The organism is Pantoea sp. RIT-PI-b (assembly GCF_001187905.1).
GTDB lineage: Bacteria > Pseudomonadota > Gammaproteobacteria > Enterobacterales > Enterobacteriaceae > Pantoea > Pantoea nemavictus.
This window is the reverse complement of record NZ_LGIS01000020.1, coordinates 332,574-355,588: the sequence shown is the minus strand read 5'-3', so window position 1 is coordinate 355,588 and position 23,015 is coordinate 332,574. Positions and strand designations below refer to the sequence as shown.

The window sequence follows — 23,015 nt, the reverse complement described above, 5'->3', positions numbered from 1 at the left end:
ATATAGGCTGAGACACAGATAATTTTACCTTTCACGCCAACCATAGCGTGAAAGGTAAGCAAGGAGTGATTATTTAGCAGCCTGCCCTGCTTTATCCCCACTTTTTACCAGGGATTCTTTCAGCTGACCGATTAATTCGCGACGGAAATCGCCGAGACGCGGCTTATCCTCTTCCAGCCATGGCAAGGGCCGACACAACTCCATCGCCTTAATGCCCAGCCGCGCGGTCAGTAAACCGGCACCAATCCCTTGCGCAGCACGGGTGGAGAGACGCGCGGCGAGATCCTGCGACATCCAATCCATGCCCACTTCGCGCACCAGTTCCGATGCGCCGGCAAACGCCATATTCAGCAGCACTAAACGGAACAGGCGAATACGGCTGAAGTAGCCGAGCTCAATGCCATAAATTGCTGCGATGCGATTCACCAGCCGCAGATTGCGCCAGGCGATAAACGCCATATCCACCAGCGCCAGCGGGCTGACGGCGATCATCAGCGTAGATTCTGCAGCATGACGGCTGATTTCACGCCGCGCCTGACGATCCAGCACCGGCTGCACCAGCTGAGCATATAACGTGACGATTTCGCGATCGTTATGCGTTTCATGCAGCGCCGCGTGCCAGCGTTGCAGCGCCGGATGTGCCTGATCCAGCTGTGCCTGCTGCGCCAGCTTTTCACAAAATGCGCGGCCTTTCCCCACGCCGTGGCTGTGCAGCAGTTCGCGGCCAATATCGCGCTCTTCGGCACGCTGGCGCAGACGATACAAGCGACGCCATTCGCCAATCAGCGCGCCAGCACCGGCCGCAACAATCAAGGTACCGGCCACACCGGTGCCCAGCGTAAACCAATCGCGCACTATCCAGGCGTCGTGCAGCGTTTGCGCGCCCTGCGCCACCACGCTAACCGCGAAAATAGCGAGGCCAACGCCCACCATTTTACGCCACAGGCTGCGTTTAGGACGCAGCGCGGCTTCCACCACTTTTTCGCCTTCGCCCTCTTCCAGCGGCTCGGCTTCTGCGGTGGCAAGAAACGCATGGTCCGTTTCCGCACTAAAGGTTTGTGCCGCGCGCAGCGGTTTTTCCGCATCCACCGTCAGCGGACGGGCAAAATCAATGCGTCCTTTTAAAGGTGTTTCGTCGCTCATCGCAATTTATCTCCCAGTAAAAATTCCAGCGCGGCATCCATGCGAATGTGTGGCAGCGGGCGGTCAACATCCAGCTGCCGCGGCCGGAACTGTTCAAACTGAAATCCCTGCTGCTGCCAGAAGCTGTGCCCCGGCAAGCGCGGCGGTACTTCGCCGGGATAAAAAGTCAGCGCTTCATCATCGGCCAGCCGATTGCCGCGCAGCGCAGGCAGCTTTTCACCCCGATGATCAACCAGCCCGCTTTCGGTAGCTTGTACCGACGCTAAGCCGAGGCAATCCATGTTAATGCCTTCAAACGCCGCGTTCTGCCATGCGTCCTGCACCAGCTGCTGCAGCAGAGAGACCATATTGGCGTGTTGATCGGAGGTGACGTGATCGGCTTTGGTGGCGGCAAACAGCAACTTATCGATGACCGGCGAAAACAGGCGGCGAAACAGCGTGCGCTGACCGTAATGGAAACTCTGCATTAGCTGGGTTAGCGCCAGGCGCATATCGTTGAACGCCTGCGGTCCGCTATTGAGCGGCTGCAGGCAATCGACCAGCACGATTTGGCGATCAAAATGCAGGAAGTGATTCTTATAGAAACCTTTCACCACGTGCTGGCAATAGTAGTTAAAGCGCTGCTGCAGCATAGCAAAGTTGCTGCCGGCAGGGGCTTGCGCCAGTTTGCTGACCTGCATCTCTTCAACCTGCGGCCACGGGAAGAACTGCAGCGCGGGCGCACCCGCCATATCGCCCGGCAGCACAAAGCGGCCCGGCTGGATAAAGTGCAACCCTTCGGTTTTGCATTGATGCAGGTAATCGGTCCAGGCGGCGGCGATCGCGGCGAGACGATTCTCATCGGCGGGTGCAAAGGGATCGAGATCGGCACACAAGCTGCGCCATTGCGCAGACCAGGTGGCGCGATCGCCCTGCAATAAGCCAACCATCTGCCGTGACCAGCTGAGATAATCCTGCGCCAGCATCGGCAGATCCAGCAGCCATTCGCCGGGATAATCGACAATTTCGAGATAGAGCGTGGCGGTATCTTTGAAGTGGCGCAGCAGTGATTCATCCGGGCGATAGCGCAGCGCCAGGCGCATTTCGCTCACGCCGCGGGTGGGCGTCGGCCACATCGGCGGTGTGCCATAAAGCTGCGCCAGACCTTCATCGTAGGTGAAACGCGGCGTACCGAGTTCGCGCTGCGGTACGCGTTTCACCCCAAGCAGGCGTTCTTCGCGCACCACGGAAAACAGCGGCAAACGCGCGCCGCTGTGCACATTGAGCAGTTGGTTAACCAGCGAGGTGATAAACGCGGTTTTACCGCTGCGGCTTAAGCCGGTAACGGCCAGGCGCAGATGGCGGTCAACACCGCGGTTCATCAGCGCCAGCAATTCATTTTGCAGTCTTTTCATCGTTCTCCCTGATGAATCGTGCTGACAAGCGTTTAAACGCTTTGCTCAGCAACGGTTCCAGGGCGGCCGCCAGCAACAGGCGCAGCGGACGGCGCGCCACCGATTTAACAGCCCAGCCAGCGATACCGCCGGGCCCGTAAGTTACTGCACTAATGATGATAAATTTCCCCGCCGACATCAACGCAGGTGTCGCGCGACGGCGCAGAGCAGTAAAACGTTGAGTTTGCATAGAGCCTCTTACCTTAATGTAGAAGAAGCGAGCCCATTAGCGGGCTCGGGGATAAAAATCAGATTTGGCGGAAGCGGCTACGCACGCTAAATGTTTCCGAGGTGACATAGCGTTCAATCTCACGCACGTGACGTTCGTCGCTGTGTAGCGTGGCTTCCAGCTCGTCGAGCAGTTCCCGTGCGCTCGGCGTGCGTTCACCCGCGGCATCGGCGGGCTTCTCATCCAGCACAAAACCGAGAATAAAATAGGCAACGATGGTGAACATAAATAAGCCAAGGAAGAGCGACAGCACCACAATCACCCGCAGTAAGCGTACCGGAATGTCGAGATATTCTGCCACGCCGGCACAGACGCCGCGCACTTTGCCCTGTTGTGGGATGCGCCACAATTTACGTCCATTCATCATGGCTGCCTCCAGTTCGGATGCTCGGCATCCAAAATGGCTTCCAGCGCTTCGACACGCTCACGCATGCGGCGCGCATCCTGCGTAATTTGTTGTAAACGCTGCAAATCGCTCGACGACAAATCGGCGCCGCCGTTGCGCTTGTTGCTGTAATGCAGCCATAACCAGATCGGCGCCACAAAAAGCACGAAGATGGTTAAAGGTATGGCTAGAAAAAGTGCGCTCATTAATTCGACTCTCCTTAATCATTGACACCATTTTAACTCGGGCCTGCTACCAGACCCGTGGCGATCACTCAGGGCGATTCATTTTGGCTTTCAGCGCGGCCAGCTGCTGGCTGATTTCATCATCGGCTTTCAGTTCAGCGAACTCCTGATCCAGACCTTTCGGCTTACCAAAGCGCTGACTTTCCGCTTCGGCTTCCATGTGATCGATACGACGTTCGAAGGATTCAAAACGCGCCATCGCATCATCAATCTTGCCGCTGTCGAGCTGACGACGCACATCGCGTGAAGAGGATGCGGCCTGATGACGCAAGGTTAATGCCTGCTGACGGGCCCGCGTTTCAGTGAGTTTTTTCTCCAGCTCACCAATCTCGCCTTTCATGCGTTCAAGCGTCTCTTCAACTTGCGCCGATTCCTGCTGCAGGGCCGCGATTAAATCGGTCAGCTTCTGCTTTTCAATTAAGGCCGCGCGCGCTAAATCTTCTTTACCTTTATTAATCGCCAGTTCGGCTTTTTCCTGCCACTCGGCCTGCTGAATTTCAGCCTGCTCCATGCGGCGTGCCAGCTGTTTCTTTTCCGCCAGCGCACGGGCAGAGGTAGAGCGCACTTCTACCAGCGTGTCTTCCATTTCCTGAATCATCAGGCGTACCAGTTTCTGCGGATCTTCGGCGCGTTCCAGCAGAGAGTTGATGTTAGCGTTCACGATGTCGGCGAAACGAGAAAAAATACCCATAATGATGTTCCTCAAATTTTGTATGTAGGTGCGCGAGGCGCCCTTCACTAATACAATTCGCGTGCCAACTTTTAATAGGCTGATTTTACAGTCTTTTTTTATTTTACATCCGCTACCGCATCCCTTAAGGTAGTGAAAATGATTAATCAGTGGCGAATTTCATCATGGCAAATAATTCAGACAATCTGTTAGGCGAGTCCAACAACTTTCTTGAGGTGCTGGAGCAGGTATCGCGTTTGGCGCCGCTGGAGAAGCCGGTGCTGGTGGTTGGTGAACGCGGCACGGGTAAAGAATTGATCGCCAGCCGTCTGCACTACCTGTCAAACCGTTGGGAAGGCCCGTTTGTTTCCCTCAACTGCGCCGCGCTGAATGAAAACCTGCTCGACTCTGAACTGTTCGGTCATGAAGCTGGCGCCTTTACCGGTGCGCAGAAACGTCATCTGGGGCGCTTTGAGCGTGCCGATGGTGGCACGCTGTTTCTTGATGAACTGGCCACCGCGCCGATGCTGGTACAGGAAAAGCTGTTGCGCGTGATTGAGTATGGGCAGCTGGAGCGCGTCGGCGGCAATCAATCGTTGCAGGTGAACGTGCGATTAGTCTGCGCCACCAACGAAGACCTGCCGATGCTGGCCGCCGCCGGCAAGTTCCGCGCCGACCTGCTCGATCGCCTCGCCTTCGATGTGGTGCAGCTGCCGCCGCTACGTGAGCGGCGTAGCGATATTCTGGTGATGGCCAATCATTTCGCTATCCAGATGTGCCGCGAGCTGGGCTTGCCGCTGTTTCCTGGCTTCAGCGATCGTGCGCAGCTGACGCTGCTGAATCACAGCTGGCCGGGTAACGTGCGCGAATTGAAGAATGTGGTCGAGCGTTCGGTTTATCGTCATCATAGTGCCGAAGACGAACTGGACAATATCATCATTAATCCCTTCGCCCCGCGTAATCCGCCACCCGATACCCTCACTGAACCCGCAATCAGCACCCTACCTTCCCTGCCGCTGGATATACGCCAATGGCAAAACCAGCAGGAGCGAGAGTTAGTTGAGGCAAGCTTACAGCAGGCCAAATACAATCAGCGCCGTGCTGCTGAGCTATTACGCGTTACTTACCATCAGCTGCGCGCCATGATGAAAAAGCATGGTATTCAGGCGCGCGACGAGGATTAGTCAGGTCGCCATAAATGGCGCCCCTACGTATTGAATTGTTTTTTTTTAGCGAACCGCACAGTGTTTTTTTCTAACTGTTTCGAGCGGAAGCAAGGCGGCAAGCGAGGACATCCCTGGGAACATACATAAGTATGTGACCAGGGTGGACGAGCGCAGCCAACGCAGCAGCCGCTTGAAACAGGACGAAAAAAAGCCCGCAACAGAGTGCGGGCAACTAATACTGGAAGCAATGTGAGCAATGTCGTGCTCTTCTTCGGTAGAGCCACCGTCGAAGCGCAGAAGAATAATAATCATTCTTATTATCATCTGTAAAGCCCTAATTGAGAATTTTTCTCATTTCCACACTAACAATGTGATTACCCCATCGCCACTTTGACGAAAAACACAGCAGAAGTGTCGCGAATTTGGGGAGTACGAGACCTTTGCGATACACTCTCGCTATTGCCTCAGAATCGTTGAGTTCTATGCCAAAATTATTCCCTTCTCTGCTGCTTGGTCTCAGCATGATGAGTGCGTCAGCGTGGGCCGCGCCAACCGACAACATCCGCAACAGCGGTTTTGTCTATTGTGTTAACGGCACGGTCAATACCTTTAATCCACAAATGGTGAGTAGCGGCTTAGTGGTTGATACGCTGGCGGCGCAGCTCTATGACCGTCTGCTCGACGTGGATCCTTACACCTATCGGCTAATTCCTGACCTCGCCCAGAGCTGGGAAGTGCGCGATAACGGCGCCACCTACCGTTTTCACCTGCGCAAAGATGTCGCCTTCCAGCACACCAACTGGTTTAAACCAACGCGCAAAATGAACGCCGATGATGTGGTGTTCAGCTTTGCGCGCATGTTCGACCGCAAGCATCCGTGGCATAACGTTAACGGTGGTAGCTATCCTTATTTTGATAGCCTGCAGTTCGCCGATTCGGTGCAGAGCGTCAAGAAGCTCGACAGCGATACGGTTGAGATTCGCCTCAACAGCCCGGACGCCTCCTTCCTCTGGCATATCGCCACGCATTACGCGCCGATTCTGTCACAGGAATACGCCAACAATCTCAGCGCTAAGGGCCAGCAGGAGCAGCTGGATCGTGAACCGGTCGGCACCGGTCCGTTCCAGCTGAGTGAATACCGCACCGGACAATATCTGCGGCTGGCGCGTAATCCGCAGTACTGGAAAGGCGTTCCGCGCCTGCAGCAGGTGGTGATTGATCTCGGCGTCGGCGGTACCGGACGTTTATCCAAACTGCTGACCGGCGAATGCGATGTGCTGGCCTATCCTGCCGCCAGCCAGCTGAGCATCTTGCGCGATGACCCGCGTCTGCGCATGACGCTGCGCCCCGGCATGAACATCGCCTATCTGGCGTTTAATACGCGCAAGCCGCCGCTCGATCGCCCGGAGGTGCGTCACGCGCTGGCGCTGGCGATCAATAACGAACGCCTGATGGAGTCGATCTATTACGGTACCGCAGAGACCGCCGCCTCGATTTTGCCGCGTGCCTCCTGGGCTTACGACAGCGATGCGCGCGTCACCGAATACAACCCGGCTAAAGCACGTGAAGCACTGAAAGCGCTCGGTCTGGAGAATCTGCATTTGCGCCTGGTGGTGCCCTCATCGTCGCAATCATGGAATCCCAGCCCGCTAAAAACCGCTGAACTGTTACAAGCCGATTTGGCTCAGGTTGGCGTGCGCGTGACTATTGCACCGGTTGAAGGCCGCTTTCAGGAAGCGCAGTTAATGGAGATGAATCACGATCTCACCCTAACCGGCTGGGCCACGGACAGTAACGATCCCGACAGTTTTTTCCGGCCCCTATTGAGCTGCGCAGCCATCCGTTCACAGACCAACTATGCGCACTGGTGCTCGCCAGCTTTTGATGAATCCCTACAACATGCGCTGTTGTCGCAGCAGCTGTCGGCGCGCATTGATAGCTACGATAAAGCGCAGCAGATTTTAGCGCAGGAGCTGCCGGTATTACCGCTGGCCTCTTCACTGCGCTTGCAGGCCTATCGCCATGATATTAAAGGCTTAGTGCTGAGCCCGTTTGGTAACGCCTCGTTTGCTGGCGTCTACCGCGATGAGAGCAGCGAGGAGTAAGCATGATCATCTATATTTTGCGTCGTCTGGTGCTGCTGCTGATCACCCTGTTTTTGCTGTCGCTGGTGAGCTTTAGCCTGAGCTACTTCACGCCGAACGCGCCGCTGGAAGGTGCTTCGCTGTTTGATGCCTGGTGGTTCTGGTTTAAAGGCCTGCTGCAGTTTGATTTTGGCGTCTCTAGCACCAACGGCCAATCGATCGATATTCAGCTGCGCGAAGTGTTTCCCGCCACGCTGGAGCTGTGCGTGCTGGCATTTATGCTGGCGCTGCTGGTCGGCATTCCGCTGGGGATCTGCGCCGGTGTAATGCGTAAAAAATGGCAGGATAAAGCCATCAGTGCGCTGGCGCTGCTGGGGTTCTCGATGCCGGTGTTCTGGCTGGCGCTGCTCTTCACCCTGTTCTTCTCATTAACGCTCGGCTGGCTGCCGGTTTCCGGGCGTTTCGATCTGCTCTATCCAGTGCAAAATGTTACCGGTTTCGCCTTGATTGATGCCTGGCTGAGCCATTCGCCGTGGCGCCACGAAATGATGGTGAGCGCCTTAACGCACATGATTTTGCCGGTGGTGGTATTAGCGGTTGCGCCTACCACCGAAATGATCCGTTTACTGCGCAGCAGCACCAGCGAAGTAATGGACAAAAATTACGTTAAAGCCGCCGCCACGCGCGGATTATCGCGTCTCACCGTGATTCGTCGGCACGTGCTGCACAATGCGCTGCCGCCGGTGATTCCGCGTCTTGGCCTGCAGTTCTCTACCATGCTGACGTTAGCGATGATCACCGAAGTGGTGTTCAACTGGCCAGGCATTGGCCGCTGGCTGATCAATGCCATTCGCCAGCAGGATTACGCGGCAATCTCCGCCGGCGTAATGGTGGTTGGTGGGCTGGTTATTTTGGTTAGCGTGTTGTCGGATATTCTCGGTGCGGCGCTTAATCCGCTGAAACATAAGGAATGGTATGCCCTTAGATAATGTCTACGACGAGAAGCGGCTGCCCAGCACGCTGCGTCGCAGCTGGCAGCGCCTGTACCGCGACACCAGCGGCATGGTCGGTTTGTACGGCTTTGGCATCCTGCTGTTCCTGTGCCTGTTCGGGGGATTACTGGCGCCGTATGGTATCGATCAGCAATTCCTCGGTTATCAGTTGCTGCCGCCGTCGTGGTCGCGCTATGGCGACGTCTCCTTCTTCCTCGGTACTGACGATCTCGGGCGTGATGTCTTAAGCCGCCTGTTGAGCGGCGTGGCGCCTACCGTCGGTTCCGCGATGGTGGTGACGCTGCTGGCGGCGGTCTGCGCGCTGGTGCTGGGCGTATTTGCCGGGATCACACACGGCGTACGTTCAGCGGTGATGAATCACGTGCTGGATACGCTGCTGTCAATTCCTTCGCTGCTGCTGGCGATTATCGTGGTGGCGTTTCTTGGTCCACGGCTGGAACACGCGATGCTGGCGGTGTTTCTGGCGCTGATCCCACGTTTGGTGCGCGAGATCTATACTGCTGTGCATGATGAGATGGAAAAAGAGTATGTGGTGGCATTGCGCCTCGATGGCGCGCGCAACCTGAATATTTTATGGAACGCGGTGCTGCCCAACGTGCTGCCGCTGCTGGTGAGTGAGTTTACCCGCTCGCTGTCGATGGCGATTCTGGATATCGCCGCGCTCGGTTTCCTCGATCTTGGTGCGCAGCTGCCCTCACCCGAATGGGGAGCGATGCTGGGTGACGCGCTGGAGTTGATCTACGTCGCGCCCTGGACGGTGATGCTGCCGGGCGTGGCGCTAATGGTCAGCGTATTGATCGTTAACCTGCTGGGCGACGGTATCCGTCGCGCGGTAGAAGCGGGAGTTGAATAATGCCGCTACTGGATATCCGTAACCTGACCATTGAATTTATGACCGCAGACGGTCCGGTCAAAGCGGTCGATCGTATCAATCTAACGCTCACTGAAGGGGAAGTGCGTGGGCTGGTAGGTGAATCGGGATCGGGCAAGAGCCTGATTGCTAAAGCTATCTGTGGCGTCACCAAAGACAACTGGCGCGTCACCGCCGATCGCATGGTGTTTGACGACATCGATCTCCTGCGCCTGTCGCCGCGAGAAAGGCGACGTATTGTCGGCCATAACGTATCGATGATTTTCCAGGAGCCGCAGTCCTGTCTCGATCCTTCGGAAAGTATTGGCCGCCAACTCATGCAGGCGATTCCGCGCTGGACCCACAAAGGCCGCTGGTATCAGCGTTTGTGGTTCTGGCGTAAAGTGCGCGCCATTGAGCTGTTGCACCGCGTCGGCATTAAAGATCACAAAGACATCATGCGCAGTTTTCCGTACGAATTGACCGACGGCGAATGCCAGAAAGTGATGATCGCCATCGCGCTGGCCAATCAGCCGCGCTTGTTGATTGCCGATGAACCGACCAATGCGATGGAGCCGACGACGCAGGCGCAGATTTTCCGCCTGCTGAGCCGCCTGAATCAAAACAACAACACCACGATATTGCTGATCAGCCATGACCTGCGCACCATGAGCCAATGGGCCGACCGCATTAACGTAATGTATTGCGGACAGACGGTTGAAACCGCCCAGAGCGAAGATTTAATGGATACGCCACATCATCCTTATACCCAGGCGTTGATCCGTGCGATGCCGGATTTTGGCAGCGCGCTGCCGCATAAAAGCCGGCTGAATACGCTCTCAGGCGCTATTCCGTCGCTGGAACATCTTCCGATTGGCTGCCGCCTTGGCCCGCGCTGCCCCTATGCGCAGCGCAAATGTATCGAAACACCGCGCCTGACCGGCAACAAAGCGCATCTGTTCGCCTGTCACTTCCCGTTGAATATGGAGAGCCAGTAGCGATGGAAACCTTGCTGGAAGTGCGCAATCTGAGCAAAACCTATCGCTATCGCACCGGTTTATTCCGTCGTCAGCACGTCGAAGCGGTGAAAGGCGTGAGTTTTACCCTACGCGAGAAGCAGACGCTGGCGGTGATTGGTGAAAATGGCTCCGGAAAATCGACGCTGGCGAAAATGCTGAGCGGCATGGTGGAACCCACCGCAGGGGACATGCTGATTGACGATCATCCTTTAGAGTACGGTGACTACGGTTACCGCAGCCAGCGCATCCGCATGATTTTTCAGGATCCCTCTACGTCGCTCAACCCGCGCCAGCGCATCAGTCAGATTCTTGATTTCCCGCTGCGCCTGAATACCGAATTGGATGATGAAGCGCGAGAAAAACGCATCATCGCCACGCTGCGTCAAGTGGGCTTGCTGCGCGATCACGCCGGTTACTATCCGCATATGCTGGCGCCCGGACAGAAGCAGCGTCTGGCGCTGGCGCGAGCGCTGATTTTACAGCCGAAAGTGATCGTTGCCGATGAGGCGCTCGCCTCGCTGGATATGACCATGCGTTCACAGCTGGTGAACCTGATGCTGGAACTGCAGGAGAAGCATGGCATCGCCTATATTTATGTGACGCAGCATCTCGGCATGATGAAGCACATTAGCGATCAGGTGCTGGTGATGCATCAGGGCGAAGTGGTTGAACGCGGCGGTACCGCCGATGTACTGGCCTCGCCGCTGCACGATTTGACCAAACGTCTGATCACCAGCCACTTTGGCGAAGCTTTAACCGCAGAAGCCTGGCGACGCGAACGCTGATGGCGCAGGTTACCGCGGAAAACGCGGTGCGATTTACCGCATTTATAGAGACGTGCTAGACTTCGCACGTGATTAACGTCGGTCGCCTATTTTTTAATCATCGCGACCGCCAACAACAATGACCAAAAGGATTACAGCTATGGGTTTTCTTTCCGGTAAGCGCATTCTGATTACTGGCGTTGCCAGTAAACTCTCAATCGCCTACGGTATTGCGCAGGCGATGCACAAACAGGGCGCAGAACTGGCTTTCACCTACCAGAACGACAAACTGAAAAGTCGTGTGGAAGAGTTTGCTAAAGATCTGGGTTCAGACATTGTTCTGCCTTGCGATGTAGCCGAAGACGAGAGCATCACTGCGCTGTTCACCGAACTGGCAAAAACCTGGCCGAAATTTGACGGTTTCGTTCACTCCATCGGTTTCGCGCCTGGCGATCAGCTGGATGGTGACTATGTGAACGCCGTGACCCGTGAAGGCTTCAAAATCGCTCACGACATCAGCGCCTACAGCTTTGTCGCGATGGCTAAAGAGTGCCGTGCGATGCTGAACCCTAACTCTGCCCTGCTGACCCTGTCCTACCTGGGTGCAGAGCGCGCGATCCCTAACTACAACGTTATGGGTCTGGCGAAAGCGTCTCTGGAAGCCAACGTTCGTTACATGGCGAACGCGATGGGTCCAGAAGGCACGCGCGTTAACGCCGTGTCGGCCGGTCCAATCCGTACCCTGGCGGCGTCAGGCATCAAAGACTTCCGTAAGATGCTGGCACACTGCGAAGCGGTTACCCCGATTCGTCGTACCGTGACCATCGAAGACGTGGGTAACTCTGCGGCCTTCCTGTGTTCTGACCTCGCGGGTGGTATCACCGGTGAAGTGGTACACGTTGATGGCGGCTTCAGCATCGCCGCGATGAACGAGCTGGAACTGAAATAAGATTCATCCACAGGTCGCCATTGCTGGCGACCTGTTTAAAAAGCCCCCGCCCTTATACTCCTAAGCTATTAATTATTCCCCATCATTCTTTTGCCGTGGACAGCCGTTCAGCGACGATAAGCTAGCCCTTTGTTGCACGCCTGCTTTTCAGATTCGCACGCCCTGCAGCAAGTCCGTTTTTAGCGAAAGGAATGACCATGGAACAACGCCGTTCTCCCGGCCATGACCACTGGTTTTATGAAAGCCAGACTCGCCCGAATACTACCGCTACCGCACCGCTGGTGCCCGAAGCCGCCTATATCGAAGACCGTTTTCTGCTCGGTTTGCAACAGGAAGCCACGGCGTTACAACCGCTGCTGACACGTTTTCAGCCTGCACTGTTGGCTGCGCGCGATCTGAGTCAGATCCTGTTTCCCGATACGCTATCGACCAGTTTGACGCACACGTTAACCCTGTACGATCGCCTCAGCACTGCATTAACGGTGGCGCAGGTCGCTGGTGTGCAGCGCTTGTGCAATCACTACTCTGCCCGGCTAAATCCATTGCCCGGCCCGGACTCTTCACGTGAAAGCAATAATCGCCTGACACAAATTACCCAATATGCGCGCCAGCTAGCGATGCAGCCGGAGCTGATTACCCGCAACAGCATTAGCGCGTTGGATGCGGTGGGATTAACCGAGCCCGATATCGTCACGCTCAACCAACTGGTGGGCTATGTCAGTTATCAGTCGCGCGTAGTGGCGTCGCTGCAGGCGATGATGGGCTTGCCGGTGCGCTGGATTCCGGGTGTTTCTCCGCCGCCAGATGCCAACGCCGACCTGTTTGCCCACTCCGCCGACTGGCAACCAGCGTTAAAACCGGTTGAATTGCGCTATGCCAGCGCCGAACAGCTGGCCGCCGTGACGTTCTGTCAGGGCATTGAGGGTTTGGATGAAGCAACGTGGCTGCTGGTGCAGGATGCGCAAGCGTTGTACGGCTTCGCTACTCTGAAGCAGCGGCTTAGCGAACATTTTGCGCAGGATGAAGCGCTGGCGCAGGCAGTTAGCGCGCGCGTGCTGGGGTGTCGACGCCAGTTTGATCTGCTGGCAGGTGAATGGCGCACGGCGCTAGTGCAGGATATCGAGCGCGCCGGAAACACCTCGCCGGTGATTTCCCTCAGCGCCCAGTTAACTCGCCTGCCCGACCGCTTTAGCGCTGCGCACCTGCAGCCGCTGTTAAATGCTGGCTGGGGCACCGAACGCATCTTCACGCTGTTACAAGCGGTAGCCTTTGCCAGCTGGCAGGATCGCGTGCTGATGGCGCTCGGCGAAACCCGTTAATCGGGTAGATGCCGGCGCGCTTCATCAAAGAAATGCTGAGCCAGCGGCGATGCTCTGCCCGGCTCGGCAATCACCAGCGCCGCCTGACGCCCCATCGGCGCGATATCAATTGGCCGCCGCGCCAGATTCTGCATCAGCTCCGGCAACAGATGGCCGCACGGCGAAACCATCACCCCCAATCCTACCTGCGCACTTTGCAACAGCTGCATAATTGAGGCGCTTTCGACGATAACGCGTGGGATCAGACCGGTTTCTCGCAGTTGCCCGTCGAGATAGCGGCGAAAATAGCGCGTCGGTTCGGCCAGGCACAGCGGCTGGCTGGCGAGTGTAGAGAGCGTGATGGTTTCCTGCTGCAGCAACGCCGGAAAATGCGCCGGATTAAACAGGGCTTCCACGCCGGGATCTTTCAGCAGTGCCGTCTGGAAGTGCAGCTCACGCAGTGACGTCAGTTCAAAGAACCCGATACCGCCGTCCACGGTATGGCTGTTGAGCGCTTCCAGCAGTTGGTCAGCGCTCATCGCCGAAACGCGATAGTCGAGCTGCGGGTAGCGCACTTCCACCGCCTTCAACAGCGCCGGCAGCGCCACGCTGCACTGCGGCATGACGCCCAGCCGCAACGTGCCGTTGACGCCATGCTTAAGCGATTCAACTTCCAGCTTCAAACCCTGATACACCGAGACAATCTCCCGCGCCCACGTCAGCACGCGTTCGCCCTCTGGCGTGAAGCCATCGAAATTATTGCTGCGGTTAATCAGCGAAAGGCCTAATTCGCGCTCAAGGTTTTTCAGACGCATCGACAGCGTCGGCTGGCTGACAAAACTGGCTTCGGCTGCACGACCAAAGTGGCGCTCGCGCTCCAGATTAGTGAGGTAGATTAATTGTTTGATGTCCATGGAAAGCAGAATTGGCTGGAAAACAACAGTGTATCATGGCGAATGCCGCTGCGCTGAAGGCCCGCGCAGCGGCAGGTTGTTACGCCACGCCGAGAGCAGTTTTGACGTCGTTGGCAATCTTCTCGACCTGCGGGCCATAAATCACCTGCACATCGTGTTCGCTGACGCGATTGATACCGTTGGCACCGGTGGTCAGCAAGGTTTGATCAACCACTTCATTCATCTGTTTCACCCGCACCCGCAGTCGCGTGAAGCAGCAATCGACATCCTCTATATTGGCCTCACCACCGAGTCCGCTGATGATGACCTTAGTGCGTTCATCGGCCGCTACCAATTCAGGTTTTTGCTTTTCATCAGATTCGCGTCCCGGCGTCTCCACGCGCATGCGGGTGATGACAAAACGGAAGCCGTAGTAATAGATCGGCACATAAATCACGCCGAGGGCAATCGTCCACCACCAATGGGTTTTGCTGCCGCCGAGGATGCCGAACACCACCAAATCGATCGCGCCGCCCTGCACGTTGCCAATCATCAGCTGCAGCATCGACATCAGCATAAACGACAGGCCAGTTAACAGCGCATGCAAGATATACAGCACCGGCGACACGAAGATGAAACAGAACTCTAGCGGCTCGGTGATGCCGGTGGTAAATGAAGTCAGCGCGCCGGCCAGCACCAGCGCTTTGACGCGCTGTTTATGCTCGGGCCGCGCGGTGTGGTAAATCGCCAGCGCGGCAGCGGGTAAACCAAACATCATGACCGGAATCTTGCCCTGAGCGAGGAACTGTGTGGCGCCGCGTACCGTCTCATCTGGAATGGCGCCGGGATGCGTTAGCGAGGTGTTGAAGATGTTCAACGCCCCGACAATGCTTTGCCCATCGACCGTTGCCATGCCGCCAATGGGCGTAAAGCGCACGGTTTCGTTGAGGATGTGATGCAAACCGGTGGGAATCAGTAAGCGCTCGCTGGTACCCAGCAGGAACGCGCCATACTGCCCACTTTTACCGATCATCAGGCCCACCCACGCAATACCTTCCCCAATGGTCGGCCAAATCAGCGCCAGCAGCACGCCAATTAGCGGCAACACCACCACGGTAACGATCGGCACAAAGCGCCGTCCGCCAAAGAAGCTGATCGCCGTAGGCAGTTGCTGAGTATAGAAACGGTTATGCAGCAACACAGTAATCAAGCCAGCAATCACGCCGCCCAGCACGCTCATGTTGTAGGTAAAAATGCCAAGCATGTCGATGTATTCAGCCGAGGTCATCATCGCCGCGGTTTGGTCCATGCCCGTTTTCTGCAGCGCTTCTGGCGTGGTGGTCGCCGCCGTCAGCCCTTTCGACGCCAGCGTGGCGCTGATGCCGACGTTCATGGCGATATAGCCAATGACAGCGGCGAATGCGGCGGTGGGCTTCTCGGCTTTTGCCAGTCCGATAGCGCTGGCTACCGCAAAGAACAGCGGCAGATTGGCGAACAGCGCGCCCGCCACTTTGCGGATAAAGCCAATGATCAGTTGCGGTACCTGCAGATTGGCGAAGGCATCACCGGTGATGGCAGGATTTTGCATCGCCGCGGCTAACCCAAGGAAGATCCCTGCGGCGGCGATCACCGAGATCGGCATCATTAAGGCTTTACCGAAGGCGTGAATTTGGCTGGCCAGACTCTTCATGCTGCATGCCCTTTTCAGAATGGAAAGAGCAATTATTAGTCAGTTATCTCAGCAACGCGTAACCGCCGGCCCTTATCAGCCGGGAAAGTTTGATTTAGGTCACGCTTTACACGCATGTTGCGATAAACGCCGCCTATCGCACCATTAAACCAATCAATTAGACAACTTTTAAGGAGAGTCGCACACTTCCCGCTAACAGAAGACATATTCTGATAACAACTCATAAACAAATAAGCCTGCAACTATGAAATTTAAACGTAAGATTCAACCCTATCGCGCGGCGGCGGGCGGCTGGGGTTCTTTGGAAGCCACCACCCGTTTTGTCCTTGATAGCAAAGCGGCGCTGAAAAACATGCGTAATCTGATGCGTATGAACAAAGCGCGCGGTTTCGACTGCCCAGGTTGTGCATGGGGCGATGACAACAAAAGCACCTTCAGCTTCTGTGAAAACGGCGCCAAAGCGGTGACGTGGGAAGCGACACGTCGTGTAGTTGAGCCTGAATTCTTCGCCCAGCACAGCGTAAGCACCCTGTATCAGCAAAGTGACTATTTCCTCGAATATCAGGGACGCTTGACCCACCCAATGCGCTATAACAGCGCGACCGACCATTACGAGCCGATTAGCTGGGATGATGCCTTTGCGCTCATTGCACACCATTTGCAGGCGATGGACCATCCGAATCAGATGGAGCTGTATACCTCCGGCCGCGCCAGCAATGAAGCCTCATGGCTTTATCAACTGTTTGGTCGCGTGATGGGCAGCAATAACTTCCCTGACTGCTCCAACATGTGCCACGAAGCCAGTGGTACTGGCCTAAAGCGCAGCATCGGCGTGGGCAAAGGCACCATTCGTCTGGATGATTTCGATCACGCAGACGCGATTTTCGTCTTGGGCCAGAATCCAGGCACCAACCATCCACGTATGCTGCACAGCCTGCGTCACGCTGCCGATCACGGCGCGAAAATCGTCACCTTTAATACCTTACGTGAGCGCGGACTTGAGCGTTTTGCCGATCCGCAGAAGCCGCTGGAGATCGTCACCTCGATGGCTGGCACGATTAGTTCTGCCTATTACCAGCCCAACCTTGGTGGCGATATGGCGGCGATTCGTGGCATGGTGAAAACGCTGCTGGAAGTGCAGCGTGCGCGTTTGACCGCCGGTGAGAAAGGTATTTTCGATCAAGCCTTTATCGATGCCAACACGCAAGGCATCGAAGAGTATCTTGCCGCGGTGGATAACACCCGCTGGGATGATATTGTGCGCCAATCGGGCCTGAGCGAAACGCAGATTCGTGAAGCAGCGGCCATTTATCAAAGTGCCGAACGCGTCATCGTTACCTGGGCAATGGGCATCACCCAGCACAAACATTCGGTCGATACCGTTCGCGAAATCACCAACCTGCAGCTGCTGTTTGGTCAACTGGGCAAAAAAGGCGCTGGCCTGTGTCCGGTACGCGGCCACAGTAACGTGCAGGGCAACCGCACCATGGGGATTGATGAGAAGCCGAGCAAGGCGTTCCTCGATGCACTGGGCGCACATTTTGATTTCGAGCCGCCACGCGAGCATGGCCACAACACCGTTGAAGCGTTGAATGCGATGCTGCGTGACGAAGTGAAAGTGCTGATTGCGCTGGGCGGTAACCTTGCTGCGGCAGCACCGGATTCACCGGTCACCGAAGAGGCGTTGCAGCACTGCGGTTTGACGGTGCACATCAGCACCAAACTGAACCGCAGCCACCTGGTGCCGGGCCATGAAGGGTTGATTCTGCCGACATTGGGCCGCACCGAGCGCGATCGCCAGGCGAGCGGCAATCAATATATTACCGTCGAAGACTCCTTCAGCATGGTGCACGCCTCTGAAGGCGTGGGCATTCCGCTGGCCGAGACGCAGCGTTCCGAAACCGCGATTGTTGCGGGCATTGCGCATGCAACCTTAGGCAGCGATAAAATCGACTGGCTGGCGATGGCGGGCAACTACGATCTGATTCGCGATCACATTGCGGCGACGATTCCGGGCTTTGCTGATTTCAATAACAAATGTGACATCCCAGGCGGATTCTATCTGGGCAGCGCCGCGGCCGAACTGCGCTTCAACACGCCGAGCAAATTAGCCGAGTTCAGCGCAGCGGCACTGCCAACCTCGCTGTTTCCACAGCTGGGTGATGTTGCCGTGCCGTTCACGCTGCAAACTCTGCGCTCCCACGATCAGTACAACACCACCATTTATGGCCTCGACGATCGCTATCGCGGCGTGTACGGTCAGCGCGAAGTGGTGTTTATTCATCCGGAGGATATGGCATCGCTGGGCTTCACCGAAGGCCAGTTGGTGGATATTGAAACGCTGTGGAATGACGGTTTGACGCGTCGCGTCAGTGGTTTCAAGCTGGTGCCTTACAATATTCCGCGCGGTAACCTCGCCGCTTATTATCCGGAAACTAACCCGCTGGTGCCGCTTTCCAGCTTCGGCGACGGCAGTGGCACGCCGACCTCAAAATCGGTGCCGGTTAAGCTGGCATTAACCGCCGCCGTACCCTCGCAACGTATCGCCTGACCAAAGCGTTATCAGAAGGTAAAAAGCCGCGTAAAGCGGCTTTTTAGCCTGTTTTGGCCTTGCCGCGCGCACCCGATTCGCGTAAAACTGTCAGCCGCTCTTAGGCCACGAAACTATATAAATTATGTTCCAGGATAATCCGCTGCTCGCGCAGCTTAAAGAGAAGCTTCACGCGCAGACTCCGCGCGTCGAAGGTGTTGTTAAAGGTACGGAAAAAGGCTTTGGCTTCCTTGAAGTTGATGCCCAAAAAAGCTACTTCATTCCGCCACCGCAGATGAAGAAAGTGATGCACGGCGACCGTATTTCAGCCGTGATCCACACCGATAAAGACCGCGAGAGTGCCGAGCCGGAAACCCTGGTTGAGCCGTTCCTGACCCGCTTTGTCGGCCGCGTACAAAAGAAGGACGATCGCCTGTCGATTGTACCGGATCATCCGCTGCTGAAAGATGCGATTCAGTGTCGCGCCGATCGTAGCGTGTCCCACGATTTCCAGAACGGCGATTGGGCGGTGGCGGAAATGCGCCGTCATCCGCTGAAGGGCGATCGCGGTTTCTATGCCGAACTGACCGAATTCATTGTCACTGCGGACGATCACCTCGCGCCGTGGTGGGTGACGCTGTCGCGTCACAACCTCGAACGTCAGGCACCCGACGTCGGTTTTGGTGAGATGATTGATGAGAATCTGCAGCGTGAAGATCTGACAGCCCTGAACTTCGTCACCATCGACAGCGCCAGCACCCAGGATATGGATGATGCGCTGTATGTGGAAGAGACCGCCGACGGCAATCTTTCGCTGACCATCGCTATCGCCGATCCTACCGCTTACGTGCCGGAAGGCAGCGAGCTGGATAAGCTGGCGTCAAAACGCGCCTTCACCAACTATCTGCCGGGCTTCAACATTCCAATGCTGCCGCGCGAGCTTTCTGACAACGTCTGTTCACTGCGTCCGAACGAGCGTCGTCCGGCGCTGGCGTGCCGCGTAACGGTACTGAAAGATGGCAGCCTGGCTGACGATGTGCACTTCTTCGCCGCGTGGATCGAATCGAAAGCCAAACTGGTTTATGACGAGGTCTCCGATTGGCTGGAAAATAGCGGCAGCTGGCAGCCAGAGAACGAGGCGATTGCCCAGCAGATTCGCCTGCTGCATCAGGTTTGCCTGGCGCGCAGCGAGTGGCGTCAAACCCATGCGCTGGTGTTTAAAGATCGTCCGGACTACCGCTTCGTGCTGGGCGAGAAAGGCGAAGTGCTGGATATCATCTCCGAGCCACGTCGCATCGCTAACCGCATCGTAGAAGAGTCAATGATTCTGGCTAACGTCTGTGCCGCCAACGTGCTGCAGGAGAAGCTGGGCTTCGGTATCTACAACCTGCATACCGGCTTTGATCTGGCGAATGCTGAGCAGGCCGCTGGCGTGCTGGCGGGACACGGTATCACCGTTGATCCGCAGGCAATTACCACGCTGGAAGGCTTCCGTCAGCTGCGTCGTGAACTCGATGCGCAGCCAACGCAGTATCTTGATAGCCGCATTCGTCGCTTCCAGTCCTTTGCGGAAGTCGGCACTGAGCCTGGCCCGCACTTTGGCCTCGGCCTCGACGCCTACGCGACCTGGACATCGCCGATTCGTAAGTTTGGTGACATGATCAACCATCGTCTGCTGAAAGCGATTGTGCGCGGTGACAGCATCGCCCGTCCGCAGGATGAGCTGACGACGATCATGAGCGAGCGTCGTCGCCTGAACCGTATGGCAGAACGCGATGTGGGTGATTGGCTCTATGCACGTTTCCTGTCGCCATTTGCTGGCACCGACCGCAAATTCAGCGCCGAAGTTATCGACGTGTCGCGCGGCGGTATGCGCGTTCGTTTGCAGGAAAATGGCGCGGTTGCCTTTATCCCTGCACCATTCATCCACGCGGTGCGTGATGAACTGGTGTGCTCGCAGGAGAGCGGCACCGTTCAGATTAAAGGTGAAGTGGCTTACCGCGTTACTGACATCATTGATGTGACCATCGCCGAAGTGCGCATGGAAACACGCAGCGTGGTGGCTCGTCCCGCCGCCTGAGCATGAAAACCTGCGGGATAACAGCCGTTATCCCGCATTTCTCTTCGCCCGCTTTAGCAAATGTTAAATTTGCATTCCGCTTCACATTTCTAACGCCTTCGCCTGTCGTTAACAATTCATTACATTACTTTTAACTTGTTGTATTCGATCGCCTCTTTTCCCGGTCCCTACAAGGAGTTAACTCATGAACAACGTCAAAACCAGATTGATCTGGTTAGCGGTGGCGTTAATTGGCGCGGGCGCGTTTGCCATGCTGGCGCTCAGCCGCGGCGAGCATGTCAACGCTGTCTGGCTGGTCATTGCCTCCGTCGCCTGCTACAGCATTGCCTACCGCTTCTACAGCCTGTTTATTTCAAAGCGCATCTTTGAACTGGACGATCGTCGACTTACGCCGGCGGAGCGCCTCAGTGACGGTCTCGATTACGTTCCCACCAATAAATGGGTGCTGTTCGGCCACCACTTTGCGGCGATTGCCGGTGCGGGGCCGCTGGTTGGGCCGATTCTCGCGGCGCAAATGGGTTTTCTGCCCGGCACCATCTGGATTCTGGTGGGCGTCATGTTTGCCGGCGCGGTGCAGGACTTCCTGATTCTGTTTATCTCGACGCGTCGTGATGGACGTTCACTGGGTGAGATGGCGCGCCAGGAGCTCGGATCCTTCGCCGGTGTGGTTACCATGCTTGGCGCGTTGGGCGTGATGATCATCATCCTCTCCGCACTGGCGCTGGTGGTGGTAAAAGCGTTAGCAAATAGTCCGTGGGGCTTGTTCACTATTGCCGCAACCATTCCCATTGCGCTGTTTATGGGCGTGTATATGCGCTTCCTGCGACCGGGGAAAATTGCGGAAGTGTCGATCATTGGCTTCGTTCTAATGATGGCGGCGATCATTTACGGCGGCAACGTGGCAGCCGACCCTTACTGGGGCCCGCTGTTTACCCTGAAAGGCACGGAGCTGACGTGGGTGCTGGTAATCTACGGTTTTATCGCCTCTTCGCTGCCGGTGTGGTTGCTGCTGGCGCCGCGCGATTATCTCTCTACCTTCCTGAAAATCGGCGTCATCATTGGTCTGGCGATTGGCATTCTGTTTGCCATGCCTGAAATGAAGATGCCCGCCGTCACCAAATTTATTGATGGTACCGGCCCGGTATTCTCCGGCGCACTGTTCCCGTTCCTGTTTATTACCATTGCCTGTGGCGCGATTTCCGGCTTCCACGCGTTGGTCTCGAGCGGAACCACGCCGAAACTGGTGGAGCGCGAAAGTCATATTCGCTTTATCGGCTATGGCGCGATGTTGATGGAGTCGTTCGTGGCGATCATGGCGCTGATTTGCGCCTCGGTGCTCGATCCAGGCGTCTACTTTGCCATGAACTCCCCTGCCGCGCTGATTGGCACCACGGTGGAAAGCGCCTCGCAGGCGATTAACGGCTGGGGCTTTGTGGTGACGCCAGAGATGCTAAGCGGCATCGCGCGCGACGTGGGTGAAAGCACCATTCTGTCACGTGCCGGTGGCGCGCCAACCTTCGCGGTGGGCATGGCGCATATTATTACCGAAGTGTTTAACAGCCGCGCCATGATGGCGTTCTGGTATCACTTCGCCATTCTGTTTGAAGCGCTGTTTATTCTTACTGCGGTTGATGCCGGTACGCGCGCCTGCCGGTTTATGGTGCAGGACCTGGTGGGCACCGTGGTGCCGTCCATGGCCAATAACCGTTCATGGCTGGGCAATATGGCTGGCACCACTGTCGCTGTCGCTGGCTGGGGCTTCTTTGTCTATCAAGGCGTGGTCGATCCGCTCGGTGGCATTAATACGCTGTGGCCGCTGTTTGGCATCGGCAACCAGATGCTGGCGTCAATGGCGTTGATTCTCGGCACCGTGGTGCTGTTCAAGATGAAAAAGCAGCGCTACGCATGGGTAACAATTTTACCCACCGCCTGGCTGTTTATTACCTCAATGACCGCTGGCTGGCAGAAGATTTTCCATGAGAAGCCCTCGATTGGCTTCCTCGCTCAGGCCAATAAATTCCGTAAAGGCATTGATGATGGGATTGTCATTGCCCCGGCGAAAACGGTCGCCGATATGCAAACCATCGTGTTTAGCAATCAAATTAACGCGGCCCTGTGCGCCTTCTTCATGCTGGTGGCGGTCACCATGCTGGTTGCCGCCTTCTTCGTGATTCGTCGGGCACTTAACAGCGCAGTACCGACTACCCACGAATCTGAGATCTCTCTGCGTAAAGAGGTGCGAAATGTCTGAGTCCATTTTCCATTGGAGAAAACCGCGTGGCGCGTGGCACATTCAGCAATGCTTACCGATAGCATCCGCCCCGGCTGGGCAAACTCTTACGCGCTGGCAGCGACTGTGGCAGGGTTTGCAGCAGAGCTTTCGCTTAATGGTCGGCGTTCATGACTATCAAACTTATCTGAAGCATATGCGTGAACATCATCCAGACATCGCACCGATGAATGAACGGGCTTTCCACCGACACTGCCTCGATGCGCGTTTTCCCAGCCAGCCAGGCAAACTCGGCAAGTGTCCTTGCTAACGCTTTTCAGCCCCGTTTATCGGGGCTTTTTCGT

At 56.3% G+C, this 23,015-nt stretch carries 21 protein-coding genes; 12 read left to right on the top strand and 9 right to left on the bottom strand.

Annotated features, from left to right (window positions below; translation table 11 throughout):
- Positions 1 to 69 precede the first annotated feature (69 nt).
- The 6 genes from AC790_RS14325 to pspA all read right to left on the bottom strand — a co-directional run bounded on the left by AC790_RS14325 (position 70) and on the right by pspA (position 4,126).
- Positions 70 to 1,143, bottom strand: a complete 1,074-nt coding sequence (locus AC790_RS14325; RefSeq protein ID WP_049852210.1) for a YcjF family protein — start codon at positions 1,141 to 1,143, stop codon at positions 70 to 72.
- On the bottom strand, positions 1,140 to 2,537 hold the full coding sequence (locus AC790_RS14320; protein WP_049852209.1) for a YcjX family protein: 1,398 nt from the start codon (positions 2,535 to 2,537) through the stop codon (positions 1,140 to 1,142). Before AC790_RS14320 ends, AC790_RS14325 begins: the two co-directional genes overlap by 4 nt.
- Positions 2,518 to 2,766 carry a phage shock protein PspD gene (gene pspD, locus AC790_RS14315; protein ID WP_007888070.1) on the bottom strand — a complete coding sequence of 83 codons (249 nt, stop codon included), beginning with the start codon at positions 2,764 to 2,766 and terminating at the stop codon, positions 2,518 to 2,520. Before pspD ends, AC790_RS14320 begins: the two co-directional genes overlap by 20 nt.
- A gap of 58 nt (positions 2,767 to 2,824) precedes the next feature.
- Complete coding sequence (gene pspC / locus AC790_RS14310) at positions 2,825 to 3,172, bottom strand: envelope stress response membrane protein PspC (protein WP_049852208.1); 348 nt, start codon at positions 3,170 to 3,172, stop codon at positions 2,825 to 2,827.
- Positions 3,169 to 3,396 carry an envelope stress response membrane protein PspB gene (gene pspB / locus AC790_RS14305; protein ID WP_007888081.1) on the bottom strand — a complete coding sequence of 76 codons (228 nt, stop codon included), beginning with the start codon at positions 3,394 to 3,396 and terminating at the stop codon, positions 3,169 to 3,171. The genes pspC and pspB overlap by 4 nt, the downstream gene beginning before the upstream one ends.
- Before the next feature lie 64 nt (positions 3,397 to 3,460).
- Positions 3,461 to 4,126 carry a phage shock protein PspA gene (gene pspA / locus AC790_RS14300; RefSeq protein ID WP_007888082.1) on the bottom strand — a complete coding sequence of 222 codons (666 nt, stop codon included), beginning with the start codon at positions 4,124 to 4,126 and terminating at the stop codon, positions 3,461 to 3,463.
- A gap of 164 nt (positions 4,127 to 4,290) precedes the next feature.
- On the opposite strand from pspA, the gene pspF reads away from it, so the two are divergent.
- Entirely contained in the window at positions 4,291 to 5,289 is a 999-nt protein-coding gene (pspF, locus tag AC790_RS14295) for a phage shock protein operon transcriptional activator (protein WP_049852280.1), read from the top strand.
- 45 nt (positions 5,290 to 5,334) lie between these two features.
- Here pspF and AC790_RS24935 read toward each other — a convergent pair whose 3' ends face one another.
- Positions 5,335 to 5,583 (bottom strand): hypothetical protein, encoded by a 249-nt coding sequence (locus AC790_RS24935; protein ID WP_152929131.1) that lies wholly within the window; start codon positions 5,581 to 5,583, stop codon positions 5,335 to 5,337.
- A gap of 170 nt (positions 5,584 to 5,753) precedes the next feature.
- Here AC790_RS24935 and sapA point away from each other — a divergent pair, with 170 nt between their 5' ends.
- The 7 genes from sapA to AC790_RS14260 all read left to right on the top strand — a co-directional run bounded on the left by sapA (position 5,754) and on the right by AC790_RS14260 (position 13,269).
- The gene (gene sapA / locus AC790_RS14290; RefSeq protein WP_049852207.1) at positions 5,754 to 7,376 is read left to right on the top strand and encodes an ABC transporter substrate-binding protein SapA; all 1,623 of its coding nucleotides are present in this window, start codon (positions 5,754 to 5,756) and stop codon (positions 7,374 to 7,376) included.
- Positions 7,377 to 7,378: 2 nt separating this feature from the next.
- Positions 7,379 to 8,344, top strand: coding sequence for a putrescine export ABC transporter permease SapB (gene sapB, locus AC790_RS14285; protein ID WP_007888087.1), 966 nt, complete (start codon positions 7,379 to 7,381; stop codon positions 8,342 to 8,344).
- A complete protein-coding gene (gene sapC, locus AC790_RS14280) occupies positions 8,331 to 9,221 on the top strand; it encodes a putrescine export ABC transporter permease SapC (RefSeq protein WP_007892460.1) in 891 nt (296 codons plus the stop codon). The genes sapB and sapC overlap by 14 nt, the downstream gene beginning before the upstream one ends.
- The gene (gene sapD / locus AC790_RS14275; RefSeq protein WP_007892458.1) at positions 9,221 to 10,216 is read left to right on the top strand and encodes a putrescine export ABC transporter ATP-binding protein SapD; all 996 of its coding nucleotides are present in this window, start codon (positions 9,221 to 9,223) and stop codon (positions 10,214 to 10,216) included. Before sapC ends, sapD begins: the two co-directional genes overlap by 1 nt.
- Before the next feature lie 2 nt (positions 10,217 to 10,218).
- Positions 10,219 to 11,022 carry a putrescine export ABC transporter ATP-binding protein SapF gene (gene sapF / locus AC790_RS14270; RefSeq protein ID WP_007892457.1) on the top strand — a complete coding sequence of 268 codons (804 nt, stop codon included), beginning with the start codon at positions 10,219 to 10,221 and terminating at the stop codon, positions 11,020 to 11,022.
- A 139-nt stretch (positions 11,023 to 11,161) separates the two neighbouring features.
- Positions 11,162 to 11,950 carry an enoyl-ACP reductase FabI gene (gene fabI, locus AC790_RS14265; RefSeq protein ID WP_007892455.1) on the top strand — a complete coding sequence of 263 codons (789 nt, stop codon included), beginning with the start codon at positions 11,162 to 11,164 and terminating at the stop codon, positions 11,948 to 11,950.
- A gap of 197 nt (positions 11,951 to 12,147) precedes the next feature.
- On the top strand, positions 12,148 to 13,269 hold the full coding sequence (locus AC790_RS14260) for an oxidoreductase (RefSeq protein ID WP_049852206.1): 1,122 nt from the start codon (positions 12,148 to 12,150) through the stop codon (positions 13,267 to 13,269).
- On the opposite strand, the gene AC790_RS14255 is transcribed toward AC790_RS14260, so the two are convergent.
- Both AC790_RS14255 and AC790_RS14250 read right to left on the bottom strand, forming a co-directional pair.
- Complete coding sequence (locus AC790_RS14255; protein WP_007892450.1) at positions 13,266 to 14,162, bottom strand: LysR family transcriptional regulator; 897 nt, start codon at positions 14,160 to 14,162, stop codon at positions 13,266 to 13,268. The two genes, AC790_RS14260 and AC790_RS14255, sit on opposite strands and share 4 nt — an antisense overlap.
- Before the next feature lie 79 nt (positions 14,163 to 14,241).
- Complete coding sequence (locus AC790_RS14250; protein ID WP_049852205.1) at positions 14,242 to 15,831, bottom strand: PTS transporter subunit EIIC; 1,590 nt, start codon at positions 15,829 to 15,831, stop codon at positions 14,242 to 14,244.
- A 244-nt stretch (positions 15,832 to 16,075) separates the two neighbouring features.
- Between AC790_RS14250 and AC790_RS14245 the strand changes: the two genes are divergently transcribed.
- The 4 genes from AC790_RS14245 (at position 16,076) to AC790_RS24285 (ending at position 22,981) form a co-directional block, all read left to right on the top strand.
- On the top strand, positions 16,076 to 18,382 hold the full coding sequence (locus AC790_RS14245) for an FdhF/YdeP family oxidoreductase (protein WP_049852204.1): 2,307 nt from the start codon (positions 16,076 to 16,078) through the stop codon (positions 18,380 to 18,382).
- 124 nt (positions 18,383 to 18,506) lie between these two features.
- Positions 18,507 to 20,441, top strand: a complete 1,935-nt coding sequence (locus AC790_RS14240) for an exoribonuclease II (protein WP_049852203.1) — start codon at positions 18,507 to 18,509, stop codon at positions 20,439 to 20,441.
- 184 nt (positions 20,442 to 20,625) lie between these two features.
- Positions 20,626 to 22,692 carry a carbon starvation CstA family protein gene (locus tag AC790_RS14235; RefSeq protein WP_049852202.1) on the top strand — a complete coding sequence of 689 codons (2,067 nt, stop codon included), beginning with the start codon at positions 20,626 to 20,628 and terminating at the stop codon, positions 22,690 to 22,692.
- Complete coding sequence (locus AC790_RS24285; protein WP_072093429.1) at positions 22,685 to 22,981, top strand: YbdD/YjiX family protein; 297 nt, start codon at positions 22,685 to 22,687, stop codon at positions 22,979 to 22,981. Before AC790_RS14235 ends, AC790_RS24285 begins: the two co-directional genes overlap by 8 nt.
- The last annotated feature ends 34 nt before the right edge of the window (positions 22,982 to 23,015 follow it).

What these genes read in the sequence shown, in the direction of transcription:
- AC790_RS14255 (WP_007892450.1), bottom strand. Translation starts at nt 14,162, where the DNA reads ATGGACATCAAACAATTAATCTACCTCACTAATCTGGAGCGCGAGCGC.
- sapB (WP_007888087.1), top strand. Translation starts at nt 7,379, where the DNA reads ATGATCATCTATATTTTGCGTCGTCTGGTGCTGCTGCTGATCACCCTG.
- AC790_RS14325 (WP_049852210.1), bottom strand. Translation starts at nt 1,143, where the DNA reads ATGAGCGACGAAACACCTTTAAAAGGACGCATTGATTTTGCCCGTCCG.
- pspA (WP_007888082.1), bottom strand. Translation starts at nt 4,126, where the DNA reads ATGGGTATTTTTTCTCGTTTCGCCGACATCGTGAACGCTAACATCAAC.
- AC790_RS14245 (WP_049852204.1), top strand. Translation starts at nt 16,076, where the DNA reads ATGAAATTTAAACGTAAGATTCAACCCTATCGCGCGGCGGCGGGCGGC.
- AC790_RS14260 (WP_049852206.1), top strand. Translation starts at nt 12,148, where the DNA reads ATGGAACAACGCCGTTCTCCCGGCCATGACCACTGGTTTTATGAAAGC.
- pspC (WP_049852208.1), bottom strand. Translation starts at nt 3,172, where the DNA reads ATGATGAATGGACGTAAATTGTGGCGCATCCCACAACAGGGCAAAGTG.
- sapA (WP_049852207.1), top strand. Translation starts at nt 5,754, where the DNA reads ATGCCAAAATTATTCCCTTCTCTGCTGCTTGGTCTCAGCATGATGAGT.
- pspB (WP_007888081.1), bottom strand. Translation starts at nt 3,396, where the DNA reads ATGAGCGCACTTTTTCTAGCCATACCTTTAACCATCTTCGTGCTTTTT.
- fabI (WP_007892455.1), top strand. Translation starts at nt 11,162, where the DNA reads ATGGGTTTTCTTTCCGGTAAGCGCATTCTGATTACTGGCGTTGCCAGT.
- AC790_RS14235 (WP_049852202.1), top strand. Translation starts at nt 20,626, where the DNA reads ATGAACAACGTCAAAACCAGATTGATCTGGTTAGCGGTGGCGTTAATT.
- AC790_RS24285 (WP_072093429.1), top strand. Translation starts at nt 22,685, where the DNA reads ATGTCTGAGTCCATTTTCCATTGGAGAAAACCGCGTGGCGCGTGGCAC.
- pspF (WP_049852280.1), top strand. Translation starts at nt 4,291, where the DNA reads ATGGCAAATAATTCAGACAATCTGTTAGGCGAGTCCAACAACTTTCTT.
- AC790_RS14320 (WP_049852209.1), bottom strand. Translation starts at nt 2,537, where the DNA reads ATGAAAAGACTGCAAAATGAATTGCTGGCGCTGATGAACCGCGGTGTT.
- AC790_RS14240 (WP_049852203.1), top strand. Translation starts at nt 18,507, where the DNA reads ATGTTCCAGGATAATCCGCTGCTCGCGCAGCTTAAAGAGAAGCTTCAC.
- pspD (WP_007888070.1), bottom strand. Translation starts at nt 2,766, where the DNA reads ATGCAAACTCAACGTTTTACTGCTCTGCGCCGTCGCGCGACACCTGCG.
- sapC (WP_007892460.1), top strand. Translation starts at nt 8,331, where the DNA reads ATGCCCTTAGATAATGTCTACGACGAGAAGCGGCTGCCCAGCACGCTG.
- AC790_RS14250 (WP_049852205.1), bottom strand. Translation starts at nt 15,831, where the DNA reads ATGAAGAGTCTGGCCAGCCAAATTCACGCCTTCGGTAAAGCCTTAATG.
- sapF (WP_007892457.1), top strand. Translation starts at nt 10,219, where the DNA reads ATGGAAACCTTGCTGGAAGTGCGCAATCTGAGCAAAACCTATCGCTAT.
- sapD (WP_007892458.1), top strand. Translation starts at nt 9,221, where the DNA reads ATGCCGCTACTGGATATCCGTAACCTGACCATTGAATTTATGACCGCA.
- AC790_RS24935 (WP_152929131.1), bottom strand. Translation starts at nt 5,583, where the DNA reads ATGATTATTATTCTTCTGCGCTTCGACGGTGGCTCTACCGAAGAAGAG.